Genomic DNA, 26,631 nt, shown 5'->3' on the forward strand with positions numbered 1-26,631 from the left:
GATACAACAAAAATTAAAAGTGCGAGAAGATACAACAACGTATCTTCTCACACGCTCAACTTTACCTAATTAAATGGAAAGGGGAATATATTATGGTAAAGAAAAAATGTATCGAACAAATTGCAAGCGCATTCATTTTAATCACTTTACTGTCGGCAATGTTCATAGATCAACGAAATCCCGTTCACGCCGCGGACTATACGGCCACAATAAATATCGATACGAATGTTGAATCGAGCTTAAGTGAAAACTTCGGGGGATATAATGGGGATTTTCAAACTTATGGCATCTTATACACGGATCAGACGGCCATCGATTTGGCAAATGGATTGAATGGTCGTGTGTTCCGTTTTCCCTCCGGGACGGATAGTGACTATTTTGACATGAGGAGAGGGGATGACGATGACGAGTGGGTATCCCAATTTTTCGGAAAAATGCCCACATTCCATGCTGCCGTTAACGACGGGCAAGTCTTGAGAGCCAAGCCTGACAAACATCAACTTCAGGATTGGAAATATTTTCTCGATCAAGTGCATGGAGAAACTATAATTATTATCAATGGATTCACCGATACGCCAGAAACGGCAATGGCGATTGTGAAATATTGCAAAGATAATCATATTAAGGTTAGCGCCTACGAGCTGAGCAACGAAGCTTTTTTATTTAGTAAATTTTTTCCGACTGCAACGGATTATGCGGATAAAATGAAACCGTATTATGATGCAATCAAATCGGTAGATTCGAAAGCACAGGTAAACGTCATGTTTTCTCAAGGTGAAAAACCCGAATGGGATAAAGAGCTGGCTGCTTATCCAAACAAATATTGGGATGGCGTATCCTATCATTTTTATCGGGGCGGTGATCGGTATTCAACGTTCGACCAAGCGCGCAAAGACCTGAATTCCGCCTTGGCCGAGCGTACCAATTCGTATATTGATTCCTATTACCTTGCAAAAGGTAGACCTGATATGCCTGTAACGATAAGCGAGTTTAATACAACTCCTTCCACGATGACGAATTTGTCCACATCCGGGATGATAAAAACGCTTTATAATGGCATATTCGCCGCTGAATATACGACCAGATTGTCCAGCCATCCCAATGTGAAACGTGTGCTTCTGCATGCAATGATGCAGTTTGGCACACAGCCCACCAATAGCTATGCTGTCGCCATGCGAGATGCATATGAAAAAAAGACGACATTAGATACAACGGGTTACGATTTTGGTATTTATAAAAGCGGTGCTGCTTTAGGTTTGCAAATCACCTATGAAGCCATCAACAACAGCTCCCACTTATGGAAAACAACCACTTTGGGAGGGGCAGAGGTTAACAAGTATTCGGGCAGCAATATGCCTGCTTTATATTCGCAGGCATATAAGGGGAAAAATAATAAAAACTATGTCATGATCACAAACAAATCGGACAGTGCTCATACCGCAACAATCAACATGAACGGAGCTCCCGTAGCATCCAATATGACGAAAACGTATATCTCATCTACAGACCCTGAAATAAAAAATACACTGGCTGACCCGAGTGCTATCGCCATTCAAACGGAAGGTACACTCAATCCGGTAACGATTCCGCCATACAGCGTGATGAGAGTAGAATGGGATGCTTCCGGAGGACAACTGCCGCAGCCTACCCGTATTGTTCAATCTATTGTTGGTAATAGTCAGGTTGAGCTAACTTGGCTTGATTCGCTGCTTGCAACAGGATATGTCGTGAAGTACGGGACGACAGCTGGCGTTTATACAAATACGATAGATGCAGGCCAGTCAAAGAACTATACCGTGACGGGCTTATCCAACGGGACAACCTATTACTTTGCGGTAAGTACTAAGAATAATACAGGCTCAAGCGTTAATTCGAATGAAGTCGCTGCCAAGCTTGTAAAGCCAAGCGCTCCATTGCTGGAAAGTCCGAAAGCAAAGGAAGGTTCCGTCGTACTTCATTGGAATAGTTCAACTAATGCTTCCGGATATTATGTGAAGGTTGGAACAGGATCCGGCAACTATACAAAGGTTATAGATGTTGGCAATTCCATAGGATACGAAGTGACCGGATTAACCAATGATACGGCCTATTATTTTAAGGTATCCGCGTATAACGGTATGGGAGAAGGATTAAACTCCAGCGAATATAGCGCGGTTCCGAGGGTGGATTTACCCTATTCCCCTCACACAGTTCAAGCAAGAGCAACTGGAACGGGAGTTGATTTAACCTGGAGCCCTTCGTATTCGGAGCAGTTTTATGAAAACTTTGAACTTGGAGACGGTTTATGGACTGTATTAAACGGTGAATGGGGGATTGTTCATAGTACGGAAGGTGGTCTTGGCAGTACCAACGTATACCGAAACAGCAATTCTTCCAGTTTTGGAATGAGCGTTGCTGGAGACAGCACTTGGAAAGACTATGTTGTTGAAGTTGGAATCGTAGCACCCGGTTCCGTTACGGGTAACTATGGCGTGGCCGCAAGATATTTGGACAATAATAATTACTATTATGCATATTACGATTCTCAAGAGAAAAATTATAAAATTGTTAAGCGCTTTCAAGGGGTGGAGGCGATTTTGGCTTCATCCGAGCAAATAACAGATTCTTATTTTATTCTTGGAGCAAATAGGAATTATAAATTCAGATTTGAGGTATCGGGCAATAAGTTGACCCTATATAGGGACGCAAATGTAATAGCTTCAGTGACAGATGGAAGTCATCCCCTTCTTTCCGGAAAAATAGGTCTTTACACGAACAACCAGCAGGCGGATTTCGACCGTGTGACCGTGAGATTGGATAATGCGAGCGGCTATGCCATCAAAAGAAGTACGAGTCTAAATGCCGTTTATACAACTGTTGTGAGCGGAGTAACAGGAAGTACCTACAAAGATACCAGCGCAAATCCGGCACTCCATAATTATTATGTAATTACAGCGTTAAATGACAGTGGAGAGAGCACATATACTTCTCCGCTATCGATTGCTTATCCAATGGAACCGTTAATCAATATCGCGCCAAGCGCTATATTATCCGTTGATTCCACCAATGGTTCGTTCAGTGCGAATAAGGCGGTAGATGGAATTAAGAGTGACAACGGCAGCAGATGGCTTTCTTTAAGCGGAGAGCCGCATTATTTTCAGATGGAATGGCCAACGGACAAATTGATCAGCAGTATTCAAGTTTGGAGCGGACTAATCGGAGGATATGGGTTCCAAATCAAAGATTATTCGATTCAGTACTGGGACGGAGAAGAGTGGAGGACAGCGGCTGCTGTTACCGATAATAAAAATGATGTGAATGTTCGTTCCTACAACATACTGGAATTGGATCATCCGATTATTACCAAAAAATTAAGAATGAACATAACGAAAGCCTCTGGCGCAGCCGGTTATACGGATGCCAGATTGTTAGAAATCGAAGTATTCGGTATGGATCGATATAAAAATATAGCGCCAAGCGCTGTGTTAGCTGTTGATTCGACGAATGGTTCATACAGTGCAAATAAGGCAGTAGATGGAATTAAAAATGACAATAGCAGCAAATGGCTTTCTTTAAGCGGCGAACCGCATTACTTTCAGATGGATTGGCCGGAGGATAAGTTAATTAAAGGCATCAACGTCTGGAGTGGGCTGATCGGGGGCAACGGATTTCAAATCAAAGACTATACGATGGAGTATTGGGATGGGGCCAATTGGACAACAGCAGCGACTGTAACCAATAACACCTATGATGCCAACGGTGGTTTGTACAATTCTCTGAAGTGGAGTACTCCCATTTCCACCAAGAAAATAAAAATGAACATAACGAAAGCCTCTGGCGCAGCGGGCTATACAGACGCAAGATTATTGGAAATTGAAGTGATTGGAGCAGATTTACCCGCCACGACGGCGAATTTATCGCCTTCACAGCCGGATGGACCCAATGGGCGGTACATGAATCCGGTTACCGTTACATTGTCCGCTCCGCATACATTATGGGGGGTTACACAGTCCGTATATAGTCTGGATAGTGGGAATACGTGGCTGGCATACACTGGGCCGATCACGTTTGAGCAGGATGGACTCTACCCTATCAGTTATAGATCGGTGGATCATGAAGGCAATTCAGGGAGCATTCAGACGGTTTCGTTCATCATCGAAAGGAATTCTAACACAGTGGGACCTGTGACGACGGCGGCATTGTCTGGAGCTCCAAATGGCGAGGGCTGGTTTAAAGAAGATGTGACGGTTACCTTGACGGCTGTGGATGAATCAGCGGGTGTGGTGGGGACCGAATACAGTATCAATGGTGGGACTACAGCTGCTTACGTGGCACCAATTGTCATTCAAAACGAAGGAACGAGTACGATTGGATATTTCTCTACAGATGCCGCAGGGAATGTGGAAGCGGTGAAATCTTTGCAGGTAAAATTAGATAAAACAGTGCCGGAGGCTATACTAACGCAGTCCGGTCACGCAGTTACGGATGTGACATATATGGATACGCTGAGATTTGATTTGATCAGTACAGATGCACTCTCCGGTGTGGCAACTCAGACATTAACTTTGGATGGCGCTGTGATTAACAGCGGTCAAACCATTACTGCAGGTAGTCTAGCATTAGGTGCACATACGGTGCAATACAGTGTAGTGGATGCAGCGGGCAATTTGGTGCAGTCGACACAAACATTCACGGTTGTAAAGCCGTTATCGGTTGGGGCGCCAGGTAAGCCAGTTTTGTCAGATAACAGTGGTCAAGCAACTGGATTAAAAGATGGTTACTACACAGTCACAATGAACATGTGGTGGGGGAATAACGGCTCTGTGTTCAAGCTGTACGAAAATGGCGTACTGCTTAGTACGCAAACATTGACAGACGCGTCTCCAGCTGCGCAAGTGGCTAAAGTAGATGTGGAAGGCAAAGAGAACGGCACCTACACATATACAAGTGAGCTTATTAATTCCTTCGGAACGACAACTAGCAATCCACTTATGGTCAAAATTACAGACGCATCGCCAGGTAAACCTGTGCTATCTCAGGATAATTGGGATGGAGATGGGAACTACAACGTAACGATGAACATGTGGTGGGGCACCAACGCTTCCGAATACCGCCTATACGAAAATGGCATACTTATCGAAACGAAGAGCTTGAATGCAGCTTCTCCAAATGCTCAAAGCGCCGTGGCGACGATTGCCGGCAGAGCGATTGGTGAGTATGAGTACCGTAGTGAATGGGTCAATGCGGGTGGCGTTACCTCGAGTGATAAGATTACAGTGAATGTAACGAAATAAGAGGTAACCTATCTCCTTGTAATGACAATCGACTATCGAAAAGGAATCATTTTGGCTGATGAGCAGCCGTAGTGCTCCCAATGAATAATTCGCCTTGAATACGGATGTGCTCATAGGGAAGGGTAGGATTAGCGATACGCCATAAAATCCGATCGGCTGCCCGGTATCCGGCTTCTCTGATCGACAGTAGGGGGCGGGTAAATAACGGCAGCTGCTCCGGTTGTTCATTCAGGATACCTATCAAGGAAATATCTTGAGGAATGTTAAGTTGGAGCTCGGTGCATAGCTGGTATACGGTGGCAACCTCTCCACTGACTCCGCAGATGATAGCTGTGGGGGCATAGTGAATCAGCTTATTACGCAGCTCTTCAAGCCACTCGGGATGAGTATTCCGCTGGCTAATCGAATGGACATCCGGATCAACCTCGATATGGAATTCATTCATAGCATGAAGGAAAGCCTGCCAGCGCAAAATAAAGCCTCGTTGGTAATGTGTATCACCCACATACATAATGCGGTGATGACCAATAGATCGCAGGTAGGCAACAGCTTGATAGGTGGCTTCATAAATGTCCCAAATCACACTGTCTACTTTGGTCCCGAGAGGCGGAAAGCTTAACAGAATCTTCGGAATCGATAGACGAAAAAGTGCAGGCTCCCATGCCTTGGGGACGATACTCGGGGCGATGAATAAGCCATCGGCAAATTCTAATCCGTGCTCCTCCAACCAGTCAGACATCTCGGTTTCCCGAATAGAAGTAGGGAGCATACTGGTTTCAATGTGATGGCCGAAGGAGGCGAATCGTTCATATAAGCCCTCAAATAATAGACGGTTGTAACTAACTGATTGTTCGGTTTGTACAAGTAAGAATCGCTTGCGTTCAATCGGATAGGAGATGATGCGTTCCGCCCTTAGGCTGCGAATCTGGTCTTTCGTGAAGTAACCTAGCTTTTCCGCAGTTTCGACAATAAGCTGCCGGGTTGTCTCAGACATGCCTGGTCTTCCTTTTAAAGCTTTATTGACCGTTTGTACGGTTAGTCCTAGCTCCTTGGCAATAGTCTTTAGTGTAACCGACTTACGAATGGGCATGAAGTGTACCTCTATTTTTCTGGATTCATACACCTATCGTATCATGTTCTCATTATTGATTAAACTAAAATTAAACTTTATCATCGATTACTACATTTTATAATGGAGAAGACGGATTATTAGGGGGAGAAGAAACATGGAGCTAATAAATGATGAACGACGATGGTATGGAAAAAGCTGGTGTACACTGGGTGATAGTATTACAGCAGCTAATGGCTATCAACCCTTGGTAGGTGCGGCATTAGGCTTCTCCGTTATTACGAATGCCGGACAAAACGGATGCCCGCTTACTGCAGGCGGTGACCGGGATTATGGCGCAACCGTGCATATAGGACGCAAGATGGAGCCCGGTTATGATTGTGTTACTATCTTTGCGGGTACCAATGATTTTCGTTTGGACAAACCCATAGGACGGAAGGGAGATCGAGATATACATACGTTCTATGGGGCATATATCGAATTAGTCGAGGATATTCTTACGAAAAATCCTGCATGCCGTCTGAGCTTATGGACGCCTCTGCAGCGTGATAAGGACGGCTTTGACATACACTCCGTCAACCAGGCTGGCCATCGACTGATTGATTATGTCGAGGTCATTCAGGCCATAGGCCTTGAATATGCTCTGCCTGTGCTGAACTTATATGCTGAGAGTGGGTTCAACCGCTTCACACTTTCCATTCTCACTTCAGATCGTTTGCATCCTAATGAGCAGGGCCATGTGCGTATTGCTTCGATGGCAAGCAGCTTTTTGGCGCGACTATAGCACCTTAGTTTACCTTGTCACTCAACCACTTGAAAATCAATAAAATCTCGAAACCTACGCCTCGTTGGCGGGGTTCCTTTTTTATGTGAACAGGCAGGGATTTGAAGTAAGCAATTTATCGTATCCGCACAGCCAGATATAGCTGACTATGCGGATATTTATTAGGCTAAGCGAAAAGCATCCCACAATATTGCCTAGCTTTCTCTTTGTGAACTGAAGGAAAAACGTGGGAATAGGTCCTTTCTGCTTGGCATTAGTCAACTCCACATGCTTCTTCGAGAGAATGAATGAGAAATCTATGATCAATCGGAGAAGACATGACAATCATGATCGTATAGGTTCCATACTTATCGCACTGATTGCCAAACTCTTCTAGAGCACGTGTAGAGTCGGTCAGTACTTTTAATAAATAACTGTGATCTCCGCTTATGCGGTGGCACTCGGCAACATGGGGAGACGCATGGACAAAATCAAGAAATGCCAGGCAGTCTCTAGTACGAAACAACATATAGGCCGCCGCATGCTTTCCAATTTTTTCGGGAGAGATGATGGTGCGATACTCCTCAATGATTCCTTTTTCTTCCATCCTTCTAACTCGTTCTGTTACAGCAGGTTGGGACAACCCCACGATTTTACCCAGCTCTGTCATTGAAATCCTCGCTTGATTTTGAAGATTGAAGAGGATTTGTTTGTCTACATGATCCATCTGAATATCCTCCTTTAAATTTAAGGTGCTTTAAATAAAATTTCTTATATTACTTTGTATAATCATCATAATTGATTGAATGTGATATGTAAAATGAGTGATTTAAATTATATAATAAGACTCACACCAATAAGATGATCCACATATGAAAAGTTAGAGAGGATGGCACCATTGAGCAAATACGATTTAAATAAGGTAGGTACAGAAGATTTACAGGCACGTATTGATGAGGTCATTGATTGTACAATTGACGAAAAAAGGCTGGTTGGTGCTGTTGTCAGAGTTGCGCTTAAATCTAAGTCTGGAGGGAACTCTCAATGAGCCTCTCTCACTCCCGCAAAAATATAATCGCATTGGCCGCTATATGTTTGTCCGCGCTAATGTTCGGCCTCGAAATTTCCAGTGTGCCAGTGATACTGCCAACCCTGGAAAAGGTATTGCATGGAACTCTCAAGGATATGCAATGGATTATGAACGCCTACACCATTGCTAGTACGACAGTTCTGATGGCTGTTGGAACGCTGGCTGACCGGTATGGAAGGAGGCGTATTTTTATTATCAGCCTCGTCTTGTTCGGCATTACATCCTTGATTTGTGGCTTGGCACAAAGCACGTCAGTTCTGATCGTCAGTCGGTTTCTTCAAGGCGTGAGTGCTGGCGCGATGCTGATTTGCCAGATAGCAATTCTTTCGCATCAGTTTCAGGAAGGAAAAGAACGCAGCAAAGCCTTTGGCGCATGGGGGATCGTGTTCGGTATCGGCCTCGGTTTTGGACCCATCATCGGCGGCATGATCGTGGCCGTGTCGAACTGGCAGTGGGTTTTCCTAGTCCACGTCCCGCTGACCATCCTCACTTTGATCTTTGTCTTAGGCAGCGTGGAGGAGTCCAGCGATCCGCAGGCGAAAAAGCTGGACATTATCGGCATCGTCACACTTTCGTTGACGGTTTTTGGGCTGGCATACTTTATCACGCAAGGGCCGGAACTCGGCTTTACCAGCATAGCCGCCATCAGCACCCTTGTTGCAACGGCAACATGTTTCATTATTTTTCTGTTTGCGGAAAAGCTCAGCACCCATCCGATGTTCGACTTTTCCGTATTCAGGATACGTAATTTTTCCGGCGCTCTCTTTGGCTCCGTCGGCATGAATTTCAGTTTCTGGCCGTTCATGATCTATCTGCCGATCTATTTCCAGAGCGGCCTTGGTTACGGCATCGTGGCAGCTGGGCTGTCTCTCTTGGCTTATACGCTGCCCACCTTGGTGATTCCGCCTCTGGCAGAGCGCCTTTCGCTCCGCTATCAGCCGCGCATAGTCATCCCATCGGGTCTGTTCATCATCGGCATGGGCTTCATTTTGATGAAATTTGGCAGCGGCGGCGATCACGCCAGCTGGTTGACCATGCTCCCCGGTTCTCTGTTGGCTGGTATTGGGCTTGGCTTAACCAACACGCCTGTGACCAACACGACCACCGGCTCGGTTCCGAGTACCCGTGCAGGCATGGCTTCCGGCATAGACACGAGTGCCAGATTAATCAGTCTAGCCATAAACATCGCCGTAATGGGATTCATCTTGCAGGAAGGCATCCTGTCTTATTTGAAGGGTGCCCTTCCCGGGACTCTCGATGCAGTGCAATTGCGGTCTTTGGCCGAAAAAATAGCTGCCGGAAACACTTCATCTCTCAAACTGGGTTTGCCAGAACTATCCTCTCTGGATGCGTCCGGAGCCGTCGTCCATGCAGCGCTTGTGCACGGCTTTGGCTTGGTGATGCTCTATGGCGGTATTGGCGTATGGGTTTTGGCCGCGATCAGTTTTATGATTTTTGGACCCAAGAGAGCATTGTTGCATAAGTAGAGCGGGAAGACCATCGTGCTCGCAGGCGATTACTCGTGAGTGTCTTATAGCACTACATCAGGTTTTCGTTCGGCGAGCGTGAGATGTTATTGCCCCCGAAAGACCGTCAGGGAACACGGCACGGGTTGATCGGGCTGATCGGGCTGCGATGAACTCGCAAGGAGAACGGTAGCGAAGGCCCTATGGGGATGAAGGGCGTTATAGTGCTCGAACCATTTCTGCGGAGCGTCGTTTGGTAAGTACGAAGCTAGACGATCAAAAGGACAGTCTTGAAAGTCAAGTGTAGTACTTTAAAAACTATATATAAGGAACAGGGTCGGGAACGTATAGATGTGTATACCGATGATGGAAAAAAACTTTGTTTACAGAAAAACGCGTAAATCCTTATCACAAAAGGCTTTACGCCTTGGTTTTCCTTATCGTTCAAACCCTAAAAAATCACTAAAATCTCGGAACCTACGCCTCGTTGGCGGGGTTTCTTTTTTTGTGGCAAGCGTAGCCCTTATTCGGTAAGGGGTTATGGGACGTTTGGTTGTTAGTTTTTGAATGTTAAGAATTATTTGATATTTGATCAAATATCAAATAAAGCGTTTACGAAGATGTTTGGATATGATATTGTATCAAATATCAAATATAAAGATTACAGAGGGGATAAAATGATGAATGTAACACCGGAGTCAGCTTTAAATGAAACGACTTACTCACGTGTAAGGGATAAATTGCGCGAAGATATTTTATCGGGTGTATTCAAATCAGGCGTACGCTTGCGGATCGTCGATTTATCCAATCGTTACGGAGTTAGTCAGATGCCGATTCGGGAAGCACTCCAACAGCTGCAAGGAGAAGGGCTCGTTAACCTGCTGCCTCATAAAGGAGCAAGCGTACGGGAAGTGAATGAGAAGTTCGTATCTGACATGTACGATATCCGAATGGCCATTGAAACGATGTTAGTTCGCAACGCTGTTCCTAACATGAATGATAGCGATTTCAACAGACTAGTCACCATTGAAGAGCAATATGAGAAGGCAGCTGAGGAAGGGGATATGTTGTTATGCTTGAAGCTTAATGAGAGCTTTCACAAAATCATCAATAATCTGGCGCAAAATGAAGAGGCGATTCGCATTATTGACCGGCATTGGGGGCTGATTGACAGCATGCGCCAAATTTTTGGTTCGAACCGGGGGAATGATATTGTGAACGATCATCGGATGCTGCTGGAGGCTTTGAACAATCGAGATGCGGAAGCTGCTGCAAACATTACCAGAGATCATGTCATCAAAGCCAAAGGGGATTTGATTGCAAGATTCAAAGAAGCGGGAAAATCATCTAAAGCCTAGATGTTTTTCCGCTCAAATAATAAAGCGCTTACAATAAAAGGGGGATGAGCGTGTTGTACGATCAAACGGTGACGAATCTCAAGAAGCCTGCAAAGTTGCTGGAACGGAGAAGAAAGTGGTCCCAAATCCGAAAAGACAAGCTATTATATTTCATGGCTGTGCCGGGGATTTTGTTCTTTCTTGTATTCCATTACGTACCGATGTACGGCATTTTGCTCGCATTTAAAAAATATAACATCTATCAAGGCTTTTTCGCCAGTGAATGGATTGGGCTGGATAATTTCAGAACGCTGTTTGGCATGTATGGATTCGACAGAGCTTTGAAAAACACCATTATCATTTCAATATACCAACTGGTGTTTGCGTTTCCTGTCCCGATTATTTTGTCGATTCTGCTGAACGAAATTCGGCATGAATTGTATAAGAAATTCGTTCAAACGTCGATTTACTTGCCTCATTTTGTGTCATGGATTATTATTTCAGGAATTTTGTTTGCTATCTTGTCTCCATCCACCGGAGTCATCAAAGAAATCGCTGATTTTTTCGGGTATGAAGGTGTGACCGTCAACCTGCTGAGCAGCAAGGAATATTTTCGTAGTCTGCTTGTGGTGTCTAATATTGGTTGCAATGTGTTCAAGTCGCCACGGAACAACCTTGTTGTTTTCGCTTAGCTTTAAATTGAAGCGCTTACAATACATGCTTGTTAATCATAAAGGAGGCTGTTTACAGTATGTATAAAAAAGGGTTCTTGGGTGTGATTGTTTATATATTTTTAGCTGCGCTGCTATTCCCAGGGCCAGCAAGTCTGGCTGTTGGCGCTGAAGATACTGGCGTACTACAATTTCAAGACGATTTTAGCGAAGGCATGTCGTTATGGAAGGGGATAAAAGGATCATGGGTTGTTGATAACGGGGCTCTTCGGGTTACCTCGTCCAGCACGAACGAAATAGAGCCGAAAGGACCGAATTCCGTTTGGCAGGATCAAATTGTTGATTTTCGAATCCAAATCGTGGAAGCGCCAGGAGGAGGTTTTACAAGAGTCTTTACAAGGTTTGTGAGCAACACCAGCAATTTGGGATTGCTGATCAGACCTTCGGGATTAAGCTATACCCTAAATGGAGCTGCGGAGTCGTACCTTTCCAGTTATACATTTACCGTGGGTACTAACTATGATGTAAAGATGATGCTATCAGGAAGTACAGCAACCATCTATGCCAAAACGGAAGGGGCATCCAATTACACGAACGTAGGGATGATTTCAGGATTGCCCGTACAAAACGGAAAGCTGAAATTCCAAACCTCTAACGACAAGGTGCTGTTGGATAATGTCAAAATATCGAATATGCAGTCTTCTGCTTTTATGGCAAATGGACGCGTGTTGTCTTCATTAAATCTGGGCAGTCAATCTGCTTTGCAGCTAATCAATACAACCGGGAAAACCGTTGTCTGGACTTCTAGTGACACGACGAGGGCACTCGTAGATGAAAATGGTGTAGTAACTGCTGTAAGCAGGGGCCTGGTAACGATTACGGCTGCTACGGCTGACCATCTGGAACAAGCCGGATTTGATATCTATGTGAAGGACCCGGTCGATCCTGCAGGGGGATTGCAGTTCCAGGACGATTTTAGTAGCGGCATGAGTTTGTGGAATGCTGTATCCGGAGCATGGGGAATCGATCATTCGCAGCTTATTTCCCCGGCTACCTCAACCTCTTTGCTTGAGCCTAAAGGGACTGATACCAAATGGAGGAATATGACGGTATCGATGAGGTTTAACCGACTCGCCACAAGCTCTAACGATAACTTTATTTCGATCAAATTAAGGTACGTCAGCGAAGCCGATTACACACGTTTGCTGATCAGGGGGAGCGGATTAAGTTATATCCAAGCAGGCGGATCGGAGCAGTCTTTTTATGAAACAGCATTCAACACAGGAACGGATTATGATATCAAATTGGTTGCTCTGGATGATTTGGTGCAAGTGTATGTAAAAAAAGCAGCCGATCCTGATTACACCGTTGCGGGTGCGATTTCCAATGCTTCCTACAATTCCGGCAAGGTACAACTGACAACTTACAATGTAAAGGCTTCTTTAGATGACATTCAAATATGGAGCCATGAAAGCTCACCGTTTATTTTGGATAAAAAGTTAAGCGCTTACAATACGGGCTTTGGCGAAACACTCCAGTTGAAGAATACAACCGGGAAAAGTGTGGTGTGGAGTTCAAGCGACAACCAGGTGGCGACAGTAGATCAGACTGGAGCTGTTACTGCGCTCGCGCGGGGACAGGCGGTCATTACCGCAGCAACCTATGACGGTCTCTATCAGGATAAGGGTGAAATCGTGGTCAAGGATCCGATTAATCCTACCGGAGTATTGCAGTTCCAGGACGATTTCAGCCATGGCATGAGTGTGTGGAAAGCTGTATACGGGACGTGGATGGTTGATCATTCCCGGCTTTCTTCGACCTCAACGGCGTCCTCTTTGATCGAATTGAAAGGGACGGAAACATCGTGGAGGAACCAAACGATTTCCATGAGGTTTAACCGTGGCGGAGACCTGGCAGGCAACTTTATTTCTGTGAAGTTCAGGTATGTCAGTGAAGCCGACTATACACGTCTGCTGATCAGAAGTACCGGGTTAAGTTACATCAAAGCAGGCGGCACAGAGCAGCCGCTGTATACAACGACATTTAATACAGGGGAAGATTACGATATTAAACTGGTTGCTCTGGATAATTGGGTTCAGGTTTATGTGAAAAGCGCAACCGACCCTGATTATACGTATGCGGGTGCCATTTCCAATGTTTCCTATGTATTCGGCAAGGTGCAGCTGACGACGTATAATGTGAAGGCTACTATAGATGACATACAAATATGGAACCATGAAAGCTCGCCCTTTGTCTTGAGCACCAAACTTACTGCAATCGCAAGTGGAAATAGCGAACCGCTGCAACTGACCAATACGACAGGGGAAGATGTGGTGTGGACTTCAAGCAATACTCAGGTGGCGACCGTAGACCAGACGGGAGTGGTTACAGCCATAGCGAAAGGTCAGACAGTCGTTACCGCTGCAACGTACGACTCCTCCTTTCAGGATAAGAGCGATATCGTTGTATATGTCCAGCCTACAGGAATTGCCCTTAACAAATTGGTTGCATCTCTCTACGTTGGTGAAGCTGAGGAACTTACAGCCACGGTTAGTCCGGCGGATGCCGATAATCCGTTTACCCTATGGACTTCCAGTGACCCTTCTGTGGTGAGCTTGGTTGGAGGCTCCAGTACATCCAGAGCCATTAAAGCCCTGTCTGCAGGGACAGCGGTAATCACCGTTACTGCAGTAGACAGCGGATTCTTGGCTTCGACCCAAGTTGTTGTGAATCCGGTTCCAGAACCTACCGTATCCATGGCCGAATTCGCGATTGATCCGACTCCGAAGGCCCTGCCGCCCTATTTTCTGGGAGCACATAACGAACAACTGGTTAAGCTTGGAAAGGTAACTGACTTTCAATTGGAAAGCTTTGATAATCTGGGCATGGACCTCAAGCTTCAAAATGTTCGTGGACCCGATGGAACGGGTGCGAATTATTACTTGTACAACGAAGGCACAGTCATGAATTCAAAAGATCCGCGATACCAGCAATTCTATGGGAATCGAACCGTTGGGGCGGTAGAGGGTGTGAATCTAAAGCCCGGGTACCCGGGCTTATATCTGGCGGATTCCTATCATCTCTCCAATACTTTAGAGGTTCCTTATATCTATGTGTTGAATGTAAGCTCTCAGTCCGTGGACGAAATCTTGGCACAAGTTCAGCAGATGAAGCAGCAAACCACACAACCCATCTATGTGGAAATGGGGAACGAGCTTTACTCCATCTTGAATGATGGAAGCTTCCCGTCTGTCACTGAATATATCGCCAAATGCAAATTAATCTATCAGGGAATCAAAGACATAGATCCAACCATTAAGATCGGGATTGTGGCTGTCGCAAAAGATTTGGAAGACCGGATAGCGGCTGATCCTAATAATCAGCCAGACCCCGATGTGGATTGGGGAGCTACGCAGGGGGGACGCGTTGCCCTATGGAATCAGACCCTAATGACGGACAGCAGTTTCTATGACGCCATCATCGTCCATGTGTATACGCCGATTCCCAATTTATTTGATTTAACGAACAGCAAAATGATGAAATACTTGTATACGTATAATCAAAGTGCATTGGAAGGTCTGGTTACTCAGAAAAACCAATTCTCTGGCAAGGAAATATGGGTGACCGAATGGTCTTCACTTCCAACCGTCATTTTTGGCGAGAAAGATCCTAACGAAAAGGCACGCAAGCAATTTATGAAAACTCCGGCATTTGCGATGCACAATATGGAACGTGTGCTGCAAATGATCGAGTCGGGTGTTGTGACGATTTCGGGCGTACATGCGATGGTCGACCCCCAAGGGTTTGGTATCGTGCAGCAAAACGCGGGTGGAGATCTCGCTGAATTACCGAACTATTATGTATTTAAAGCTTTGGGAGATTTGCTCAACTCCAATAGCAGCTATTACAAGCTCAATCTTGTACAAGGTAATGTTCAAAATGAAAAGCTGCGGTTCATAGCAACGGATGTCTACTATAACGTTGCTGATGTTGGTGCATGGGGATTCGGTGATGCGAGCGGCATTAAGAAGGTCATCTTTGCCAATCGGACGATGAACCCTGCCAACGTTTCCATACCCGGATGGGATCTCAAACCAAATTGGGTATATGGGGGCTCCAATCCTTTACCTGAGTTCCTGACGAACCCGAATGCGAGTTGGTTAGACGCGCCACAAGCTAATCCATTACCAGAGACGCCATCTCCCGCTTTCACCGGAGAGATTCAATTGAAGCCTTACTCCATGACGATTGTGGATGTCATTTCACCTGTCAATCCGTAATTGGCGTTTATGCGACCTTTCTACTCCATCGGTTCTTTATTCCGATAATGCTGAGGTGCGACGCCTTCGATCTTTTTAAACATCCGGCTGAAGTAAAAAGGGTCTGGATATCCGACTTCACCTGCAATCTCCTGAACACTTTTATCTGTACTGCGCAGCAGGTGTTTGGCACGTTGGGTTTTAAGCTGGTGGATGTAGTTGTGGATGTTCGTTCCAGCATATTTTTTAAACACCTGACAAAGATATTCGTAATTTCGATCCAGCAGCCGCTCTAGCGTTTCTTTGGAAATATCCGAATCGTAAAAATTGTTCAAATGATTGACCAGCTTGCGGAATGTGAGGTATGAAGTGGGGAAAGCCGTATCCAAATCGCTTTGCTTCAAAAAATCACCCGCCATAAGCCGGAGTATTTCGCCAAGCAATAAGGTGGCATGAAAACGAAAATAGCCTTTGGGTTGTTTCATTGTCTCCACCAGATCTTCAAATAAGCCAAGCAGCTTATAACGTTGTAAGGAATGAAACTGACGTGGGACGACAAGCAAATCCTCATGAAGGATATCCGTAGTTCGTAGCTCCGTCCGTTCGGCATGGACAATATTAAGCTCGGATGCCCGATCCAGCACGAATTCATTGAGACAGGGATCACAGGAAAATTGCACCCAAAAAAATTGACCCTGTTTTTCATGGGAATTCCATCCGGAATGTGTCTCCCAAGGCATCATAAGCAGTGACTCCCCAGCTTGTAAGCTCATACGTGCTTCGCCAGTCTGCAAATGTACCGTTCCGTCGGCAATAACGATTAGCTCATAATGCGGATTGTGATGCCGGCCGAAGAAATGGAGGCTATTTGCATCGAAAAGATCCGCCCATTTGACGTCTAGCGAAGATAATCGAGAAAGAGAGTAATACATGGCATGACATCCCCCGATGTTTATTCTTATGAAAACAAAACTATGTACATGGCACTACAAAAGAACCGCTCCTATACTAAAATCATCACTATTATATCAAACAACGGAGGTTCTCACATGAATACAAGTATTTTAAACGAACAAGATTACTATCGGATTGTTTACGGAGGATGGCTGGGGAAAAATATCGGGGGAACGCTTGGAGCACCTGTCGAAGGCGTGAAAGAGCTGCTTGAATTGACCTTTTATCCAGAGTTGCCAGACGGTCCGCTAGAGAACGATGACTTGGACCTGCAATTGGTGTGGCTGCACGCCTTGGAGCAGTACGGTCCGGGATTGACCGCCCGCGAGCTTGGGCAAGAATGGTTGGAGCATATCTTTTTCCCGTTTGATGAATACGGTTATGCCCTGACGAATCTGCGAAGAGGTCTACATGCGCCGGTTGCAGGATGGTTCAACAATCCTTTTAACAACTGTATGGGTTCACCTATTCGTTCCGAAATTTGGGCAATGGCGGCACCCGGAGCGCCGGAAACTGCGGCACATTATGCGTATCAGGATGCAATTGTAGACCATGCCGGAGGGGAAGGGGTATATGGTGAAATGTTTTTTGCCGCATTGGAAAGCGCTATTTTCTTTGAGAAAGACCGGGATCGGTTGATTGAGATTGGAATGAGCTATATTCCTGAGGATTGCCGTACCGCCAAAGCGCTGAAAGATCTGCTCCGTTGGCATCAGGAAGGGAAGAGCTGGACCGAAACACGTTTGCTCATTCTGGAGCACCATGGTAGCGACAACTTTACAGATGCTCCACAAAATATTGCATTTACGATCCTTGGATGGTTGTATGGTACAGATTTTGAAGACGCTATTCTGAAAGCCGTCAACTGCGGTTACGACACGGATTGTACAGCAGCAACACTGGGCGCGATACTGGGAATGCTGCTTGGACCGGAAGGCTTGCCTGCCAAATGGGTGAAGCCGGTTGGTGACCGAGTCGTTGTCAGTCCTCCGATTAAAGGATTCCCTGCGCCTAAGAATTTGGATGAGCTGACCCGCCGCACGATCCTTATGGGCAAACAGATTCTTGCCGCTTGGAATACCGGGATTATAGTGCATCCTGACCTTCCGACTTCCTGGAACCGATTGGGGGCTGCGGGAGAAGCGGATAAAACGATCAGGGAGCTTTGGGAGCGAAAGGTGACGTCCAATCTTTACTTGCTGCCGCAGGGAACTAAAAGCTGTCCGGATGCTGAGTTATCCATCGACTTCGGAACGGATGGCCCAGCCATCGGAGTGGGTCAAAGGAAGGTACTGCAGTTTACGTTGACGAACCGTTCGCTTACCCCAATTTATGGAAAAATCGCTTTAGATCTGCCTTCAGGATGGGAGGGGCCGACACCGCTGGAGATTAGCCTGCAGCCAGACGAATCCTTCCAGTGGGACACGGAAATCTTGGCTGGGGCGGTTGCAGCCGCAAGCCATGAGCTTGCTTTTCGCTGGACACGAAGTCATGACCACGCGGTATGGGCTGTTCAGAAAGTAACTTTCGCATTAGTCAGCTCATCCAGATGGATGGTTTGGGGGCCAGATGGCGGAGCGGGAAAAGAGATGTATGTCCCAGGGAATCGAGTGGAGTGGGAGAAGGCTCTTGGGTTAAACTCTGTTCGGTTGCCAGCAGACGGAGTTTACCGGGCGCAAACGACGCTCACTAACCCGGTCGAACGGAAGCTTCGACTTATTGCAGCTGCGAATAGTCCTGTAACGTTGAAGTTGAACGGACAGATCGTGATTGAGTGCAATGAAACGTTGGAATTCATGCCGGCGTATCATCGCGCGCCTCAAGAACAATGGGTGGAGTTAACGTTAGAAGCCGGAAGCCATCAGATAGAAGTAGAAGCTATCAGAAATGGCTGTCCTCTGGAGGTGTACATCTTGCCGGTAGCACTTCACGACACAACATCACCTGGTCCTTACTATTACTACACGGATATTCTGCTGGGGTGAAATATGAGAATCGATGCGCATCAGCATTATTGGAAAACAGAGCGTGGAGACTACGGTTGGCTGACTCCGGAACAGGGTGTTTTATATGCGGACTATTTACCCGAGCAGCTGCATGAGACGCTGGCAGTTAATCGCTTTGAACGGACGATTGTAGTGCAAGCTGCCCCCACGCTAGAGGAAACTGAATTCATGCTTTCATTGTATGAAAAGTATGACAGCATTGCCGGGGTCGTCGGCTGGCTGGATCTGGATTCGCCGGAATTTGGAGAGCAATACGCCAAATTCCGCCAACATCAAGGGTTTATCGGGTTTCGGCCGATGCTGCAGGATTTACCTGACCAATGGATTCTTCAGACTCAGGTCATGACAAATCTGGAGTTGGCAGTCAGAGATGAATGTCCGATTGATTTACAGCTTAGGCCACGCCATCTCCCTTATATGCTGGAGGTACTACGTGTGTTTCCAAACCTCAGGGGAGTGATAAACCACGCGGCCAAACCTTTTATCGAAGAGAAATCCATGGATCCTTGGAAGATGCAAATGACCGAAATGGCTGCCTACCCTAATGTGATGTGCAAGCTGTCCGGTCTGGTCACGGAAGCGAACCAACAAACATGGAGCTGGGAGGACTTAGTCCCCTATGTGCACCATGTCGTAGAAGTGTTTGGTACAGATCGGATCATGTTCGGGAGCGATTGGCCTGTTTGTTTAGCGACTTGCAGTTACAAAGAGGTTTATGACGCTTTGCTCAGGGCTCTCCCTCCTAACTTGTCCCAGTACGATAATGATGCCTTCTTTGGAGGCAATGCAAAACGATTTTATGATTTGCATTAATTGCAGACCGGTAATCGAGGGTGCCGTGATGAGATGGATAGCCGCGGAAACATCCTGAAAACAGGGAATTCAGCCAAGTTGGCTGGGTTCCTTTTGCCAAAAACTGCTGCCAACAGATGGCTTTAGAAAAGCCCGATGGACAACGGCAACAAGGACTAATAAGATTTAACTGAAGTATTGACAAATCAGGGAGTTGGGAATCCAAAGGTCTATTCCAAAATTCTGCTTTCGCTGCTTGGTTTCGGTTTCCTCCAGGCACTACTCATGACTACTACGGACCGTACAGCCCCTATTTTCTCTATTTGGTGTATTTAGCCGGGCTAACGGACCATACCGCGCTTATTGACTCTGCACCAAGCATATTTCGGGTGAAGGGCAGTGAATAGCTGTATTGGAGTCCGATTGCTTGGCGAATACCTGCTATTTTTGATAATAAGAGCTCCTCGGTCCGTTGCAATTCGCATTGTTCTTTCATCCCTAAGACAACGATTAGATGTTTAGTTACACTCTTAGCTGGTACGTACGATTGCGGTGCTGTCCACTCGCGATATCCAAAAGCTGCTGTCCGACCAATTGATGTAATATTCGCCTGGTATGTCTATCGGTAACCTTTGAGATGTTGCGCAAGTTCCAAGGGTGTGAATGCCCTGAGCAGGCGCCTTGCGAAACGCAGAGTCTCGGTCCTTGAATCTCAATCCCGCCTTTGACCCCTCCAGGAATATAAGCCAAATCCAGATAGCGGTAGCCGTTATTGAAATCGCGCACTTCCCATTCCGGAAACAGATGATCCAAATTCCCGATTGGCGGGAACCACACCGTGCGGAGAAATTCAAATGTTCCGTGACCTAATCCTTTGCCAAGCAACTCCCTTCGCCGGTGGTTACTCTCATTCTCCAGATTGCTCTTTAACCATTTCCCGTACTGCTGCTCGAATCGCGACATCGCCATGCTCCTCCTTCAATACAATGCCCTCTGAAATCGATTCAGTGGATATTGTATTTAAGCAGCCTGTGATTCCTATTATATCGCGGACTATAAAGTGAGCTCGATTTTTTATTCAGAAGTAGGGAATTTGATCTGCTCTAGGATAGCCCGGTCCACCGGATAACTTCGTAGTAAGATTATTTACAACTTATTTGGCAGAATGGTAATGTATTTATACAGTGAGATTTAATCGGCTAAGGAGGAAAAGCGAGCGATATTAGGAGTCTGGAAGAGCAAGAGATCAAAGCCATCCTTCGTGCAGCAGAAGAACTGATCATGACCGGAGGGAGAAACCTGCTGGCCAAAATTCTGAAAGGCTCCAAAGACAAGCGCATCCTGAAGCATGAGCTTCAACTCTCTCCAGTCTACGGTTATTATCGGGATTTGAAGTTGGAAGATATCATGCACCGAATAGACTGGATGATCCTCAAGGGGTATCTGGAAATTGAATATGACGACAGATTACCCATGATTGTTTATTCGGATAAAGGGTGGGCTATCGAACGTGAGACTTTTGTCTGATTCACCGGCTATTCCGTTATGAGAATTCGCGGTGAGGTACTGATGTATTCCGCAGAAAATCCCCAAGCTTGCACCGATAGCCGAAAGAGCTACAATTCCCCAAGTCACGGAACCTCGCAGCGGTTATCTTAAAAGGACGGAGAATTTTCGCACAGCAAGCAGTTGTGTTTCTGTCACTCTATTGACAAAATAAAAACTGTAAAGTAATCTAATGAAAACATACGCTGCCGTATCTAGGGGTGGATCATGCAATTAACCAGGGAAGACTGGGTAAAAGCTGGATTAAATAAGTTAGCCGAAGCTGGAATACATGAAGTTCGTGTCGAAATACTTGCCCGGACGCTGAAAATAAGCAAAGGAAGTTTTTACCACTACTTTCGGGACCGTAAAGAACTTCTGGATTCCATGATGGATTATTGGGAAGATTATGCAACCAAACGGATCATTCATAGTATAGAACAAGATAATTCCTCATTGGAACAGTTGCTTCACATTAGTATCAATCGGGATAAGAAAATTGAGATTGGCATTTATGCCTGGGCCAAACATGACCCTAGCGTGGCTTCCCGTTTAGTTGATATTGAGGAACAAAGAATTAATTGTATTTCCAAACTCTATCAAGGGAGGGGGCTGAAGCCTTCAGAGGCAACAGACAGGGCTAGACTCACCTATTTAACTTACGTAGGGTGGATGACTCGGTTCGAGGCCAATACCCATTTTGATATAGAAAAAATGTTTGAGATTTTATTAAATATATGATTACGCATGTCTCTGATGTGGTTGCACGACCCACAGGGACATAAAAAATATATAAACATACGGAAACGTATGTTTATATATTTGAAACCCTTGTAGGACTTCTAAGCAAGGATAAATAAATTGACTGTGGAGGAGTTCGAATGGAATCCGTTATGACATTATCAACAGTAAGTCTTTTAGCTGTAATCAGTATTGTACATGTCTATTGGGCGTATGGGGGTCGATGGGGTGTTTATGCGGTCATACCTTCGAAAGCGGGAGAGTATAAAGCTGCTTTTGTTCCTGGGAAGCTGGGTACACTCTTTGTGGCGATGCTCCTTCTAATTGTCTGCTTTATCCTTCTGATTCAGGGCGGTTATATAAACTACTTTGTAGCAAATCCCATTACAAGAAGTGGGTGTATCGTTTGCGCTTCTGTTTTCTTTCTTCGGGCAGTTGGTGACTTTAGATATATAGGATTTTTCAAGAAAGTAAAACATACTGTATTCGCGAGAAATGATACATGGTTCTATAGTCCGCTTTGTTTGTATTTCGGGTTAACCTGTACGGTTCTTTTGTTTTGAAGCAAGCTGATCCTGCAAAGAGAAGGTACGGAGGAGCTAAGAGGTCGGCGAAATAGACCGCATCCTTTGCGAGAGGGCGGTCTGTTTCTCTCTAGCTGTGCTCCGCTATCTGCACCTCGAAGCCGTCCGGGTCCAGCACATAAAAGAACCGCAGCCGGGGATTCGGCGTGACCGGTCCGCGCGCTACCTGGATGCCCTGGCTTTTAAAATTGTCCATTGCCTCATCCAGTGACTCCACCTCGAACCCAACGGAAACGCCGCATTCCGGCTTCAGAGCCAGGTCGGTTCCTTGAATAAGCTCAATCTTGGGCTGTCCCTCCGTGCCTAACATGACAATCTGTCTTCCTCTGCTCTCAAATCTGCGGTCAACCGGAAGCCCCAGAATGCTGTGATAAAAATTAAGGGACACCTCCAAATCGCGCACCCTAAGCGTAATCCAATTCAGGCTCAATTTCATGATTTTAATCCCCCTATTTTTGGATATATAATATTCTATTTTGCTCATTATACGCTATTTTTCACTGGAACAGTGAGGAGGGGGGAGCATTATCGTATAATACAAAGGGGAGCCCGGCAGAAAGGGGAGGAACGCGTGTTATCCATTATTCAGCAATCATCTCTTAGGCTAGAGCGCTTGTTTTTTTCAAGCGTGCACAGCTATTTCTGCAGGAATGCAGAAGGGGCGTCTTTGCCCGGAAGGACCCTTCACCGGTATGCATTGTGTTATGTAACAGAGGGTAAAGGGCAACTTATCCTCAATGGAGTGCCGCTTACGGCGAGTAAAGGGGACTTCTTTTTATTGTTGCCGGGGATGGCTGTGGAAGGCAAAGCTCTGACTACAGCACCTGTGCATTACATGATCATTTTCTTCTCCTGTATGCAGCTTCGGAATGACCGCAGGCACATGGGACTTCACCCTCCGATATTCCCGGTTAGCGGGAAGCTTGGAGCCTCCGGCAATCCACGGGCTATGGAGATCATGCATCAAATGACAGTATTGGACCGCACCGCCGGATTGGAAGATATCATGCGAGCAAAGTACCGGCTGCAGCAGCTGCTTGTTGTGCTTCTTCATCAAAGAGAGAGCACCGCACAGCACACGGCTGTAGGAATGGACATTGTACTGGCCTACATGAAGACCAACTACAACAAAGAACTTAAAGTTGGGCAACTGGCTCTAATGGCAGGGCTAAGCACAAATCATTTTATCAGAGCTTTCAAACAGTATACAGAAAAGACACCTATGGCATATTTACTGCAGGAACGTATGAAAAAAGCCAAGCAGCTGCTGTTTTCATCCGAACGAGTCAAGCAGATAGCCAAGGAAGTAGGCTACAAGGACGAGCATTATTTTAGCCGGGTGTTCAAAAAATCGGAAGGGGTGGCACCGGCCAGCTATCTGAAAAACAGTCATATCCGTATCGCTGTTCTTTATTATGGACTGGATGATTACTTGATGACGCTTGGACTGAAACCGGTGGCTGCGCTGTCTTACCGGGAGCGGGTGTCAAGAAATTATGCCATTCCCCATCTAGGTGTGCTAGAACAGGAGATTGTCCGCCTGAACGGTTCCCGATTAAATTATGAGGAACTGGCACAAGTGAGGCCTGATCTGATTATTGGGAGCGACCGCCTGTCACCAAGCGAGGCGTTAGATTCCATTGCACCCACTGTAGTCCTTAAGCATACCGATAATTATGAGCAGCAGTTGTCCCGGTTGTCCCGTATTCTGGGCAGAGAGCAACAGGCTGATGACTGGATGAATAGCTACGCTGAGTACAAACACCACCTTAGATCGAGGCTTAAAGAACGAGACGTGATGCCAACGGTTTCTTTTATTAGAGTCAGCTCCGAATTCTACCGCCTGTACGGTGCCTCCAATCAGACAGGAACACTCCTGTACAGAGATCTTGGACTAAGCCCGCCCATCTCGTATCCTGAACAGACTGGGGCAGTGGATTTTCAGATTAATGAGCTTCCGAAATATAACCCGGGTTACATCTTTTTGGCTGCCGACCCTACCTTGGAATCGAGAAGACGACTGGAAATGCTGCTGTCATCCAGAGAGTGGTCTTCACTGGATGCAGTGAAGCAGTCCCGGGTGTACGATGCCGGAGATCTGCTGTTCAAAACACTTGGACCTTCAGGCAGAATGTGGGCCATGTCTTATATTGCAACCTGGATAGGTATTCAGGATGATAGAATTATCCATGCCAACAGAGGGTTTTAATCCATTGTAAAGTGTGCATCGTTCTCCTATGATAATGATTATTATTATTATTTAATGGTGCAAAGGAGAATAGAAATAAATGTATAGAATGAGATCCATCCACGGCATGGTCATTGCCGTTCTCCTGCTGATTCTGGCAGCCTGCAGCAATACAGCGGGACAACCAGCCTCCGAAGAGCAGAGTCCCGCAGCTTCCCAAACCCGGGATCAACAGGCCACCGAGCCGGGCACACGCACGATTGCCCATCTCAAGGGAGAAGCAGTGATTCCGTCAAAAATTGAGAAGATCGTTGTTCTCTCGGCAGCATACATAGATCATTTGCTGACTATCGGAGAGAAGCCTTACGGTGTGAACACCGAGGTTCGGTACGGAGGAGACTACCTCCCCTATCTTTCTGACATGCTGGAAGGTGTGCAAAGTGTAGGTTCGGCGGATAGCCCCAACCTGGAAGCTATTGTCGAGCTTGAGCCGGATGTTATTCTTATTGAGAGCCGGACGGCCGAGAATACGTATGAGAAACTGAACAAAATAGCTCCTACCATTGTTCTTGGAAATGAATGGCTCGATTATGGCAATGATACTTCCTTTTGGACCAAGGATTTGCTAACGATCGCGGAGATGTATGACAAGACGGATTTGGCGAAGGAGAAGATCGCCGAACTGGAACAGAAAACTGTCCAAGCAAGTGAGAAGATCAAGGCGTTGGATAACAAACTCCTTGCCTACCTCCGTGTACGCGAAAAGACACTCCAAATTTATGCACAAAAAGGTCATCCGACCAATGCTTTGCTCTACCAGGATCTCGGATTCGAACCTGCAGCACTTACGCCGGAAGAGCAAAGAGAGGATTTATCTTTGGAGAAAACGCCGGAGCTGGGGGCAGACTTTATCGTCCTTGAGGTGGATTCGAATGGCCGTGATTTTTTGGACAACATGCAGGATAGCGCCCTGTGGAAAGACATCCCCGCCGTACAGGATGGAAGGGTCCATGAGACAGATTCCTTCTGGCTCTTCAAGGGCTGGGGGGTTATTGGCCGAGGTGAGATTATTGATGAAATAATGGCATGGATGGATCAATGAGTGGTGTTCAACCTTTTGACAACCAGTGGATGAAAGTTTTTTTGCAGCAGCATTTTGCCGTTACTGTCACGGAGAATCGGAGTATTTCTTTTCCTTACAGTACAGAAGATCTATTGGATGAAGCGAAACTCCCATTAATCATCCGTGAGCAGTCGATTCAGCTTGGTGAGCCCGAAGGACTTGTGGTCGGAACCCTGTTTGCCAAGAGATATTCGGTGTTGATTATGGGGCTGGTCGCCTCCATCAGCCTGTTTGACACTCCAATGTCTCTGCTGCCCGGCACTTTGCGGTTCAGGCCAACTGACGGAGGGGCCATGCAGTATGAAGCGGAGATGGCAGCCTCAGGCAAGTTCCTTGTTAACGATACGGGAGCCCGTCAGGCCTGCCTTGCCAAATATTTGGAACACCTGTTGGAACATTTGCGGCAGGTGTTCCTGGCTGTATCAAGTTATACGGGAGCCAAGGAAAAAGTCATGTGGTCGCTGGTCTCGCATAATTTGCGTAATCTGTATGGAAGGCTGCACACGGACAGCGGACTTTGGGACTCGGAGGATCGGGGCCGGATCATCAGCCAGGATTATAATACACTGTTTCAGCCGGAGAAGCCTGACGAATTATCTATGCGGTTCCTCCGATATGAGCATCCGAAGCTGCAGGGCCGTCCCTTTTATCTGCGTACTTATTGCTGCCTGGCCTACCGGATCAGGATTGGGCCTGATGCAGAAGAGTATTGCAGCACATGTCCCAAGCTATCCCCAGAGGAGCGATGGCGGCTGTTGGATTCCTGAAGC

General features: G+C 46.3%; 19 protein-coding genes and 1 pseudogene. 15 read left to right on the forward strand and 5 right to left on the reverse strand.

Translation table 11 applies throughout. The features are described from left to right. The first annotated feature begins 92 nt into the window (after positions 1 to 92). Positions 93 to 5,273, forward strand: a complete 5,181-nt coding sequence (locus IEY53_RS17070) for an OmpL47-type beta-barrel domain-containing protein (RefSeq protein ID WP_189026999.1) — start codon at positions 93 to 95, stop codon at positions 5,271 to 5,273. Between the two features lie 46 nt (positions 5,274 to 5,319). Here IEY53_RS17070 and IEY53_RS17075 read toward each other — a convergent pair whose 3' ends face one another. After that, positions 5,320 to 6,363: a LacI family DNA-binding transcriptional regulator gene (locus tag IEY53_RS17075; RefSeq protein ID WP_189027000.1), complete on the reverse strand. Its 1,044-nt coding sequence runs from the start codon at positions 6,361 to 6,363 to the stop codon at positions 5,320 to 5,322. Positions 6,364 to 6,499: 136 nt separating this feature from the next. Here IEY53_RS17075 and IEY53_RS17080 point away from each other — a divergent pair, with 136 nt between their 5' ends. Beyond that, complete coding sequence (locus IEY53_RS17080; RefSeq protein WP_189027002.1) at positions 6,500 to 7,126, forward strand: SGNH/GDSL hydrolase family protein; 627 nt, start codon at positions 6,500 to 6,502, stop codon at positions 7,124 to 7,126. A 253-nt stretch (positions 7,127 to 7,379) separates the two neighbouring features. On the opposite strand, the gene IEY53_RS17085 is transcribed toward IEY53_RS17080, so the two are convergent. Then, positions 7,380 to 7,832 (reverse strand): Lrp/AsnC family transcriptional regulator, encoded by a 453-nt coding sequence (locus IEY53_RS17085; protein ID WP_189027004.1) that lies wholly within the window; start codon positions 7,830 to 7,832, stop codon positions 7,380 to 7,382. A gap of 171 nt (positions 7,833 to 8,003) precedes the next feature. On the opposite strand from IEY53_RS17085, the gene IEY53_RS17090 reads away from it, so the two are divergent. From IEY53_RS17090 to IEY53_RS35150, 5 genes are all read left to right on the forward strand, one after another. Then, positions 8,004 to 8,153: a hypothetical protein gene (locus IEY53_RS17090; protein ID WP_189027006.1), complete on the forward strand. Its 150-nt coding sequence runs from the start codon at positions 8,004 to 8,006 to the stop codon at positions 8,151 to 8,153. Then, complete coding sequence (locus IEY53_RS17095; protein WP_189027007.1) at positions 8,150 to 9,682, forward strand: MFS transporter; 1,533 nt, start codon at positions 8,150 to 8,152, stop codon at positions 9,680 to 9,682. Before IEY53_RS17090 ends, IEY53_RS17095 begins: the two co-directional genes overlap by 4 nt. 659 nt (positions 9,683 to 10,341) lie before the next feature. Next, a complete protein-coding gene (locus tag IEY53_RS17100; protein WP_189027009.1) occupies positions 10,342 to 11,019 on the forward strand; it encodes a GntR family transcriptional regulator in 678 nt (225 codons plus the stop codon). 50 nt (positions 11,020 to 11,069) lie between these two features. After that, positions 11,070 to 11,690 (forward strand): ABC transporter permease family protein, encoded by a 621-nt coding sequence (locus IEY53_RS17105; protein ID WP_189027011.1) that lies wholly within the window; start codon positions 11,070 to 11,072, stop codon positions 11,688 to 11,690. A gap of 59 nt (positions 11,691 to 11,749) precedes the next feature. Next, complete coding sequence (locus IEY53_RS35150; protein WP_229696201.1) at positions 11,750 to 15,949, forward strand: Ig-like domain-containing protein; 4,200 nt, start codon at positions 11,750 to 11,752, stop codon at positions 15,947 to 15,949. A gap of 20 nt (positions 15,950 to 15,969) precedes the next feature. Here the strand turns inward: IEY53_RS35150 and IEY53_RS17125 are convergent, their stop codons facing one another. After that, positions 15,970 to 16,860, reverse strand: a complete 891-nt coding sequence (locus IEY53_RS17125) for an AraC family transcriptional regulator (RefSeq protein ID WP_189027013.1) — start codon at positions 16,858 to 16,860, stop codon at positions 15,970 to 15,972. Between the two features lie 117 nt (positions 16,861 to 16,977). Here IEY53_RS17125 and IEY53_RS17130 point away from each other — a divergent pair, with 117 nt between their 5' ends. Both IEY53_RS17130 and IEY53_RS17135 read left to right on the forward strand, forming a co-directional pair. Then, a complete protein-coding gene (locus IEY53_RS17130; RefSeq protein WP_189027015.1) occupies positions 16,978 to 18,867 on the forward strand; it encodes an ADP-ribosylglycohydrolase family protein in 1,890 nt (629 codons plus the stop codon). Between the two features lie 3 nt (positions 18,868 to 18,870). Continuing rightward, a complete protein-coding gene (locus IEY53_RS17135) occupies positions 18,871 to 19,701 on the forward strand; it encodes an amidohydrolase family protein (RefSeq protein WP_189027017.1) in 831 nt (276 codons plus the stop codon). Between the two features lie 501 nt (positions 19,702 to 20,202). Here IEY53_RS17135 and IEY53_RS17140 read toward each other — a convergent pair. Then, positions 20,203 to 20,643: pseudogene (locus IEY53_RS17140) on the reverse strand (hypothetical protein). 267 nt (positions 20,644 to 20,910) lie between these two features. Between IEY53_RS17140 and IEY53_RS17145 the strand changes: the two are divergent. From IEY53_RS17145 to IEY53_RS17155, 3 genes are all read left to right on the forward strand, one after another. Next, the gene (locus tag IEY53_RS17145; RefSeq protein ID WP_268240784.1) at positions 20,911 to 21,207 is read left to right on the forward strand and encodes an RQC-minor-1 family DNA-binding protein; all 297 of its coding nucleotides are present in this window, start codon (positions 20,911 to 20,913) and stop codon (positions 21,205 to 21,207) included. Between the two features lie 246 nt (positions 21,208 to 21,453). Beyond that, entirely contained in the window at positions 21,454 to 21,966 is a 513-nt protein-coding gene (locus IEY53_RS17150) for a TetR/AcrR family transcriptional regulator (RefSeq protein ID WP_189027021.1), read from the forward strand. A gap of 140 nt (positions 21,967 to 22,106) precedes the next feature. After that, positions 22,107 to 22,529, forward strand: a complete 423-nt coding sequence (locus IEY53_RS17155) for a DUF3995 domain-containing protein (RefSeq protein ID WP_189027023.1) — start codon at positions 22,107 to 22,109, stop codon at positions 22,527 to 22,529. Positions 22,530 to 22,620: 91 nt separating this feature from the next. Here IEY53_RS17155 and IEY53_RS17160 read toward each other — a convergent pair whose 3' ends face one another. After that, complete coding sequence (locus IEY53_RS17160; protein WP_189027024.1) at positions 22,621 to 22,986, reverse strand: VOC family protein; 366 nt, start codon at positions 22,984 to 22,986, stop codon at positions 22,621 to 22,623. 231 nt (positions 22,987 to 23,217) lie between these two features. On the opposite strand from IEY53_RS17160, the gene IEY53_RS17165 reads away from it, so the two are divergent. From IEY53_RS17165 to IEY53_RS17175, 3 genes are all read left to right on the forward strand, one after another. Continuing rightward, on the forward strand, positions 23,218 to 24,759 hold the full coding sequence (locus tag IEY53_RS17165) for an ABC transporter substrate-binding protein (protein WP_189027026.1): 1,542 nt from the start codon (positions 23,218 to 23,220) through the stop codon (positions 24,757 to 24,759). A gap of 79 nt (positions 24,760 to 24,838) precedes the next feature. Next, entirely contained in the window at positions 24,839 to 25,840 is a 1,002-nt protein-coding gene (locus tag IEY53_RS17170) for an ABC transporter substrate-binding protein (RefSeq protein ID WP_189027028.1), read from the forward strand. Beyond that, entirely contained in the window at positions 25,837 to 26,628 is a 792-nt protein-coding gene (locus IEY53_RS17175) for a (2Fe-2S)-binding protein (protein WP_189027029.1), read from the forward strand. The genes IEY53_RS17170 and IEY53_RS17175 overlap by 4 nt, the downstream gene beginning before the upstream one ends. Positions 26,629 to 26,631: the final 3 nt, after the last annotated feature.

This window comes from Paenibacillus albidus, from assembly GCF_014644435.1.
GTDB lineage: Bacteria > Bacillota > Bacilli > Paenibacillales > Paenibacillaceae > Paenibacillus_AQ > Paenibacillus_AQ albidus.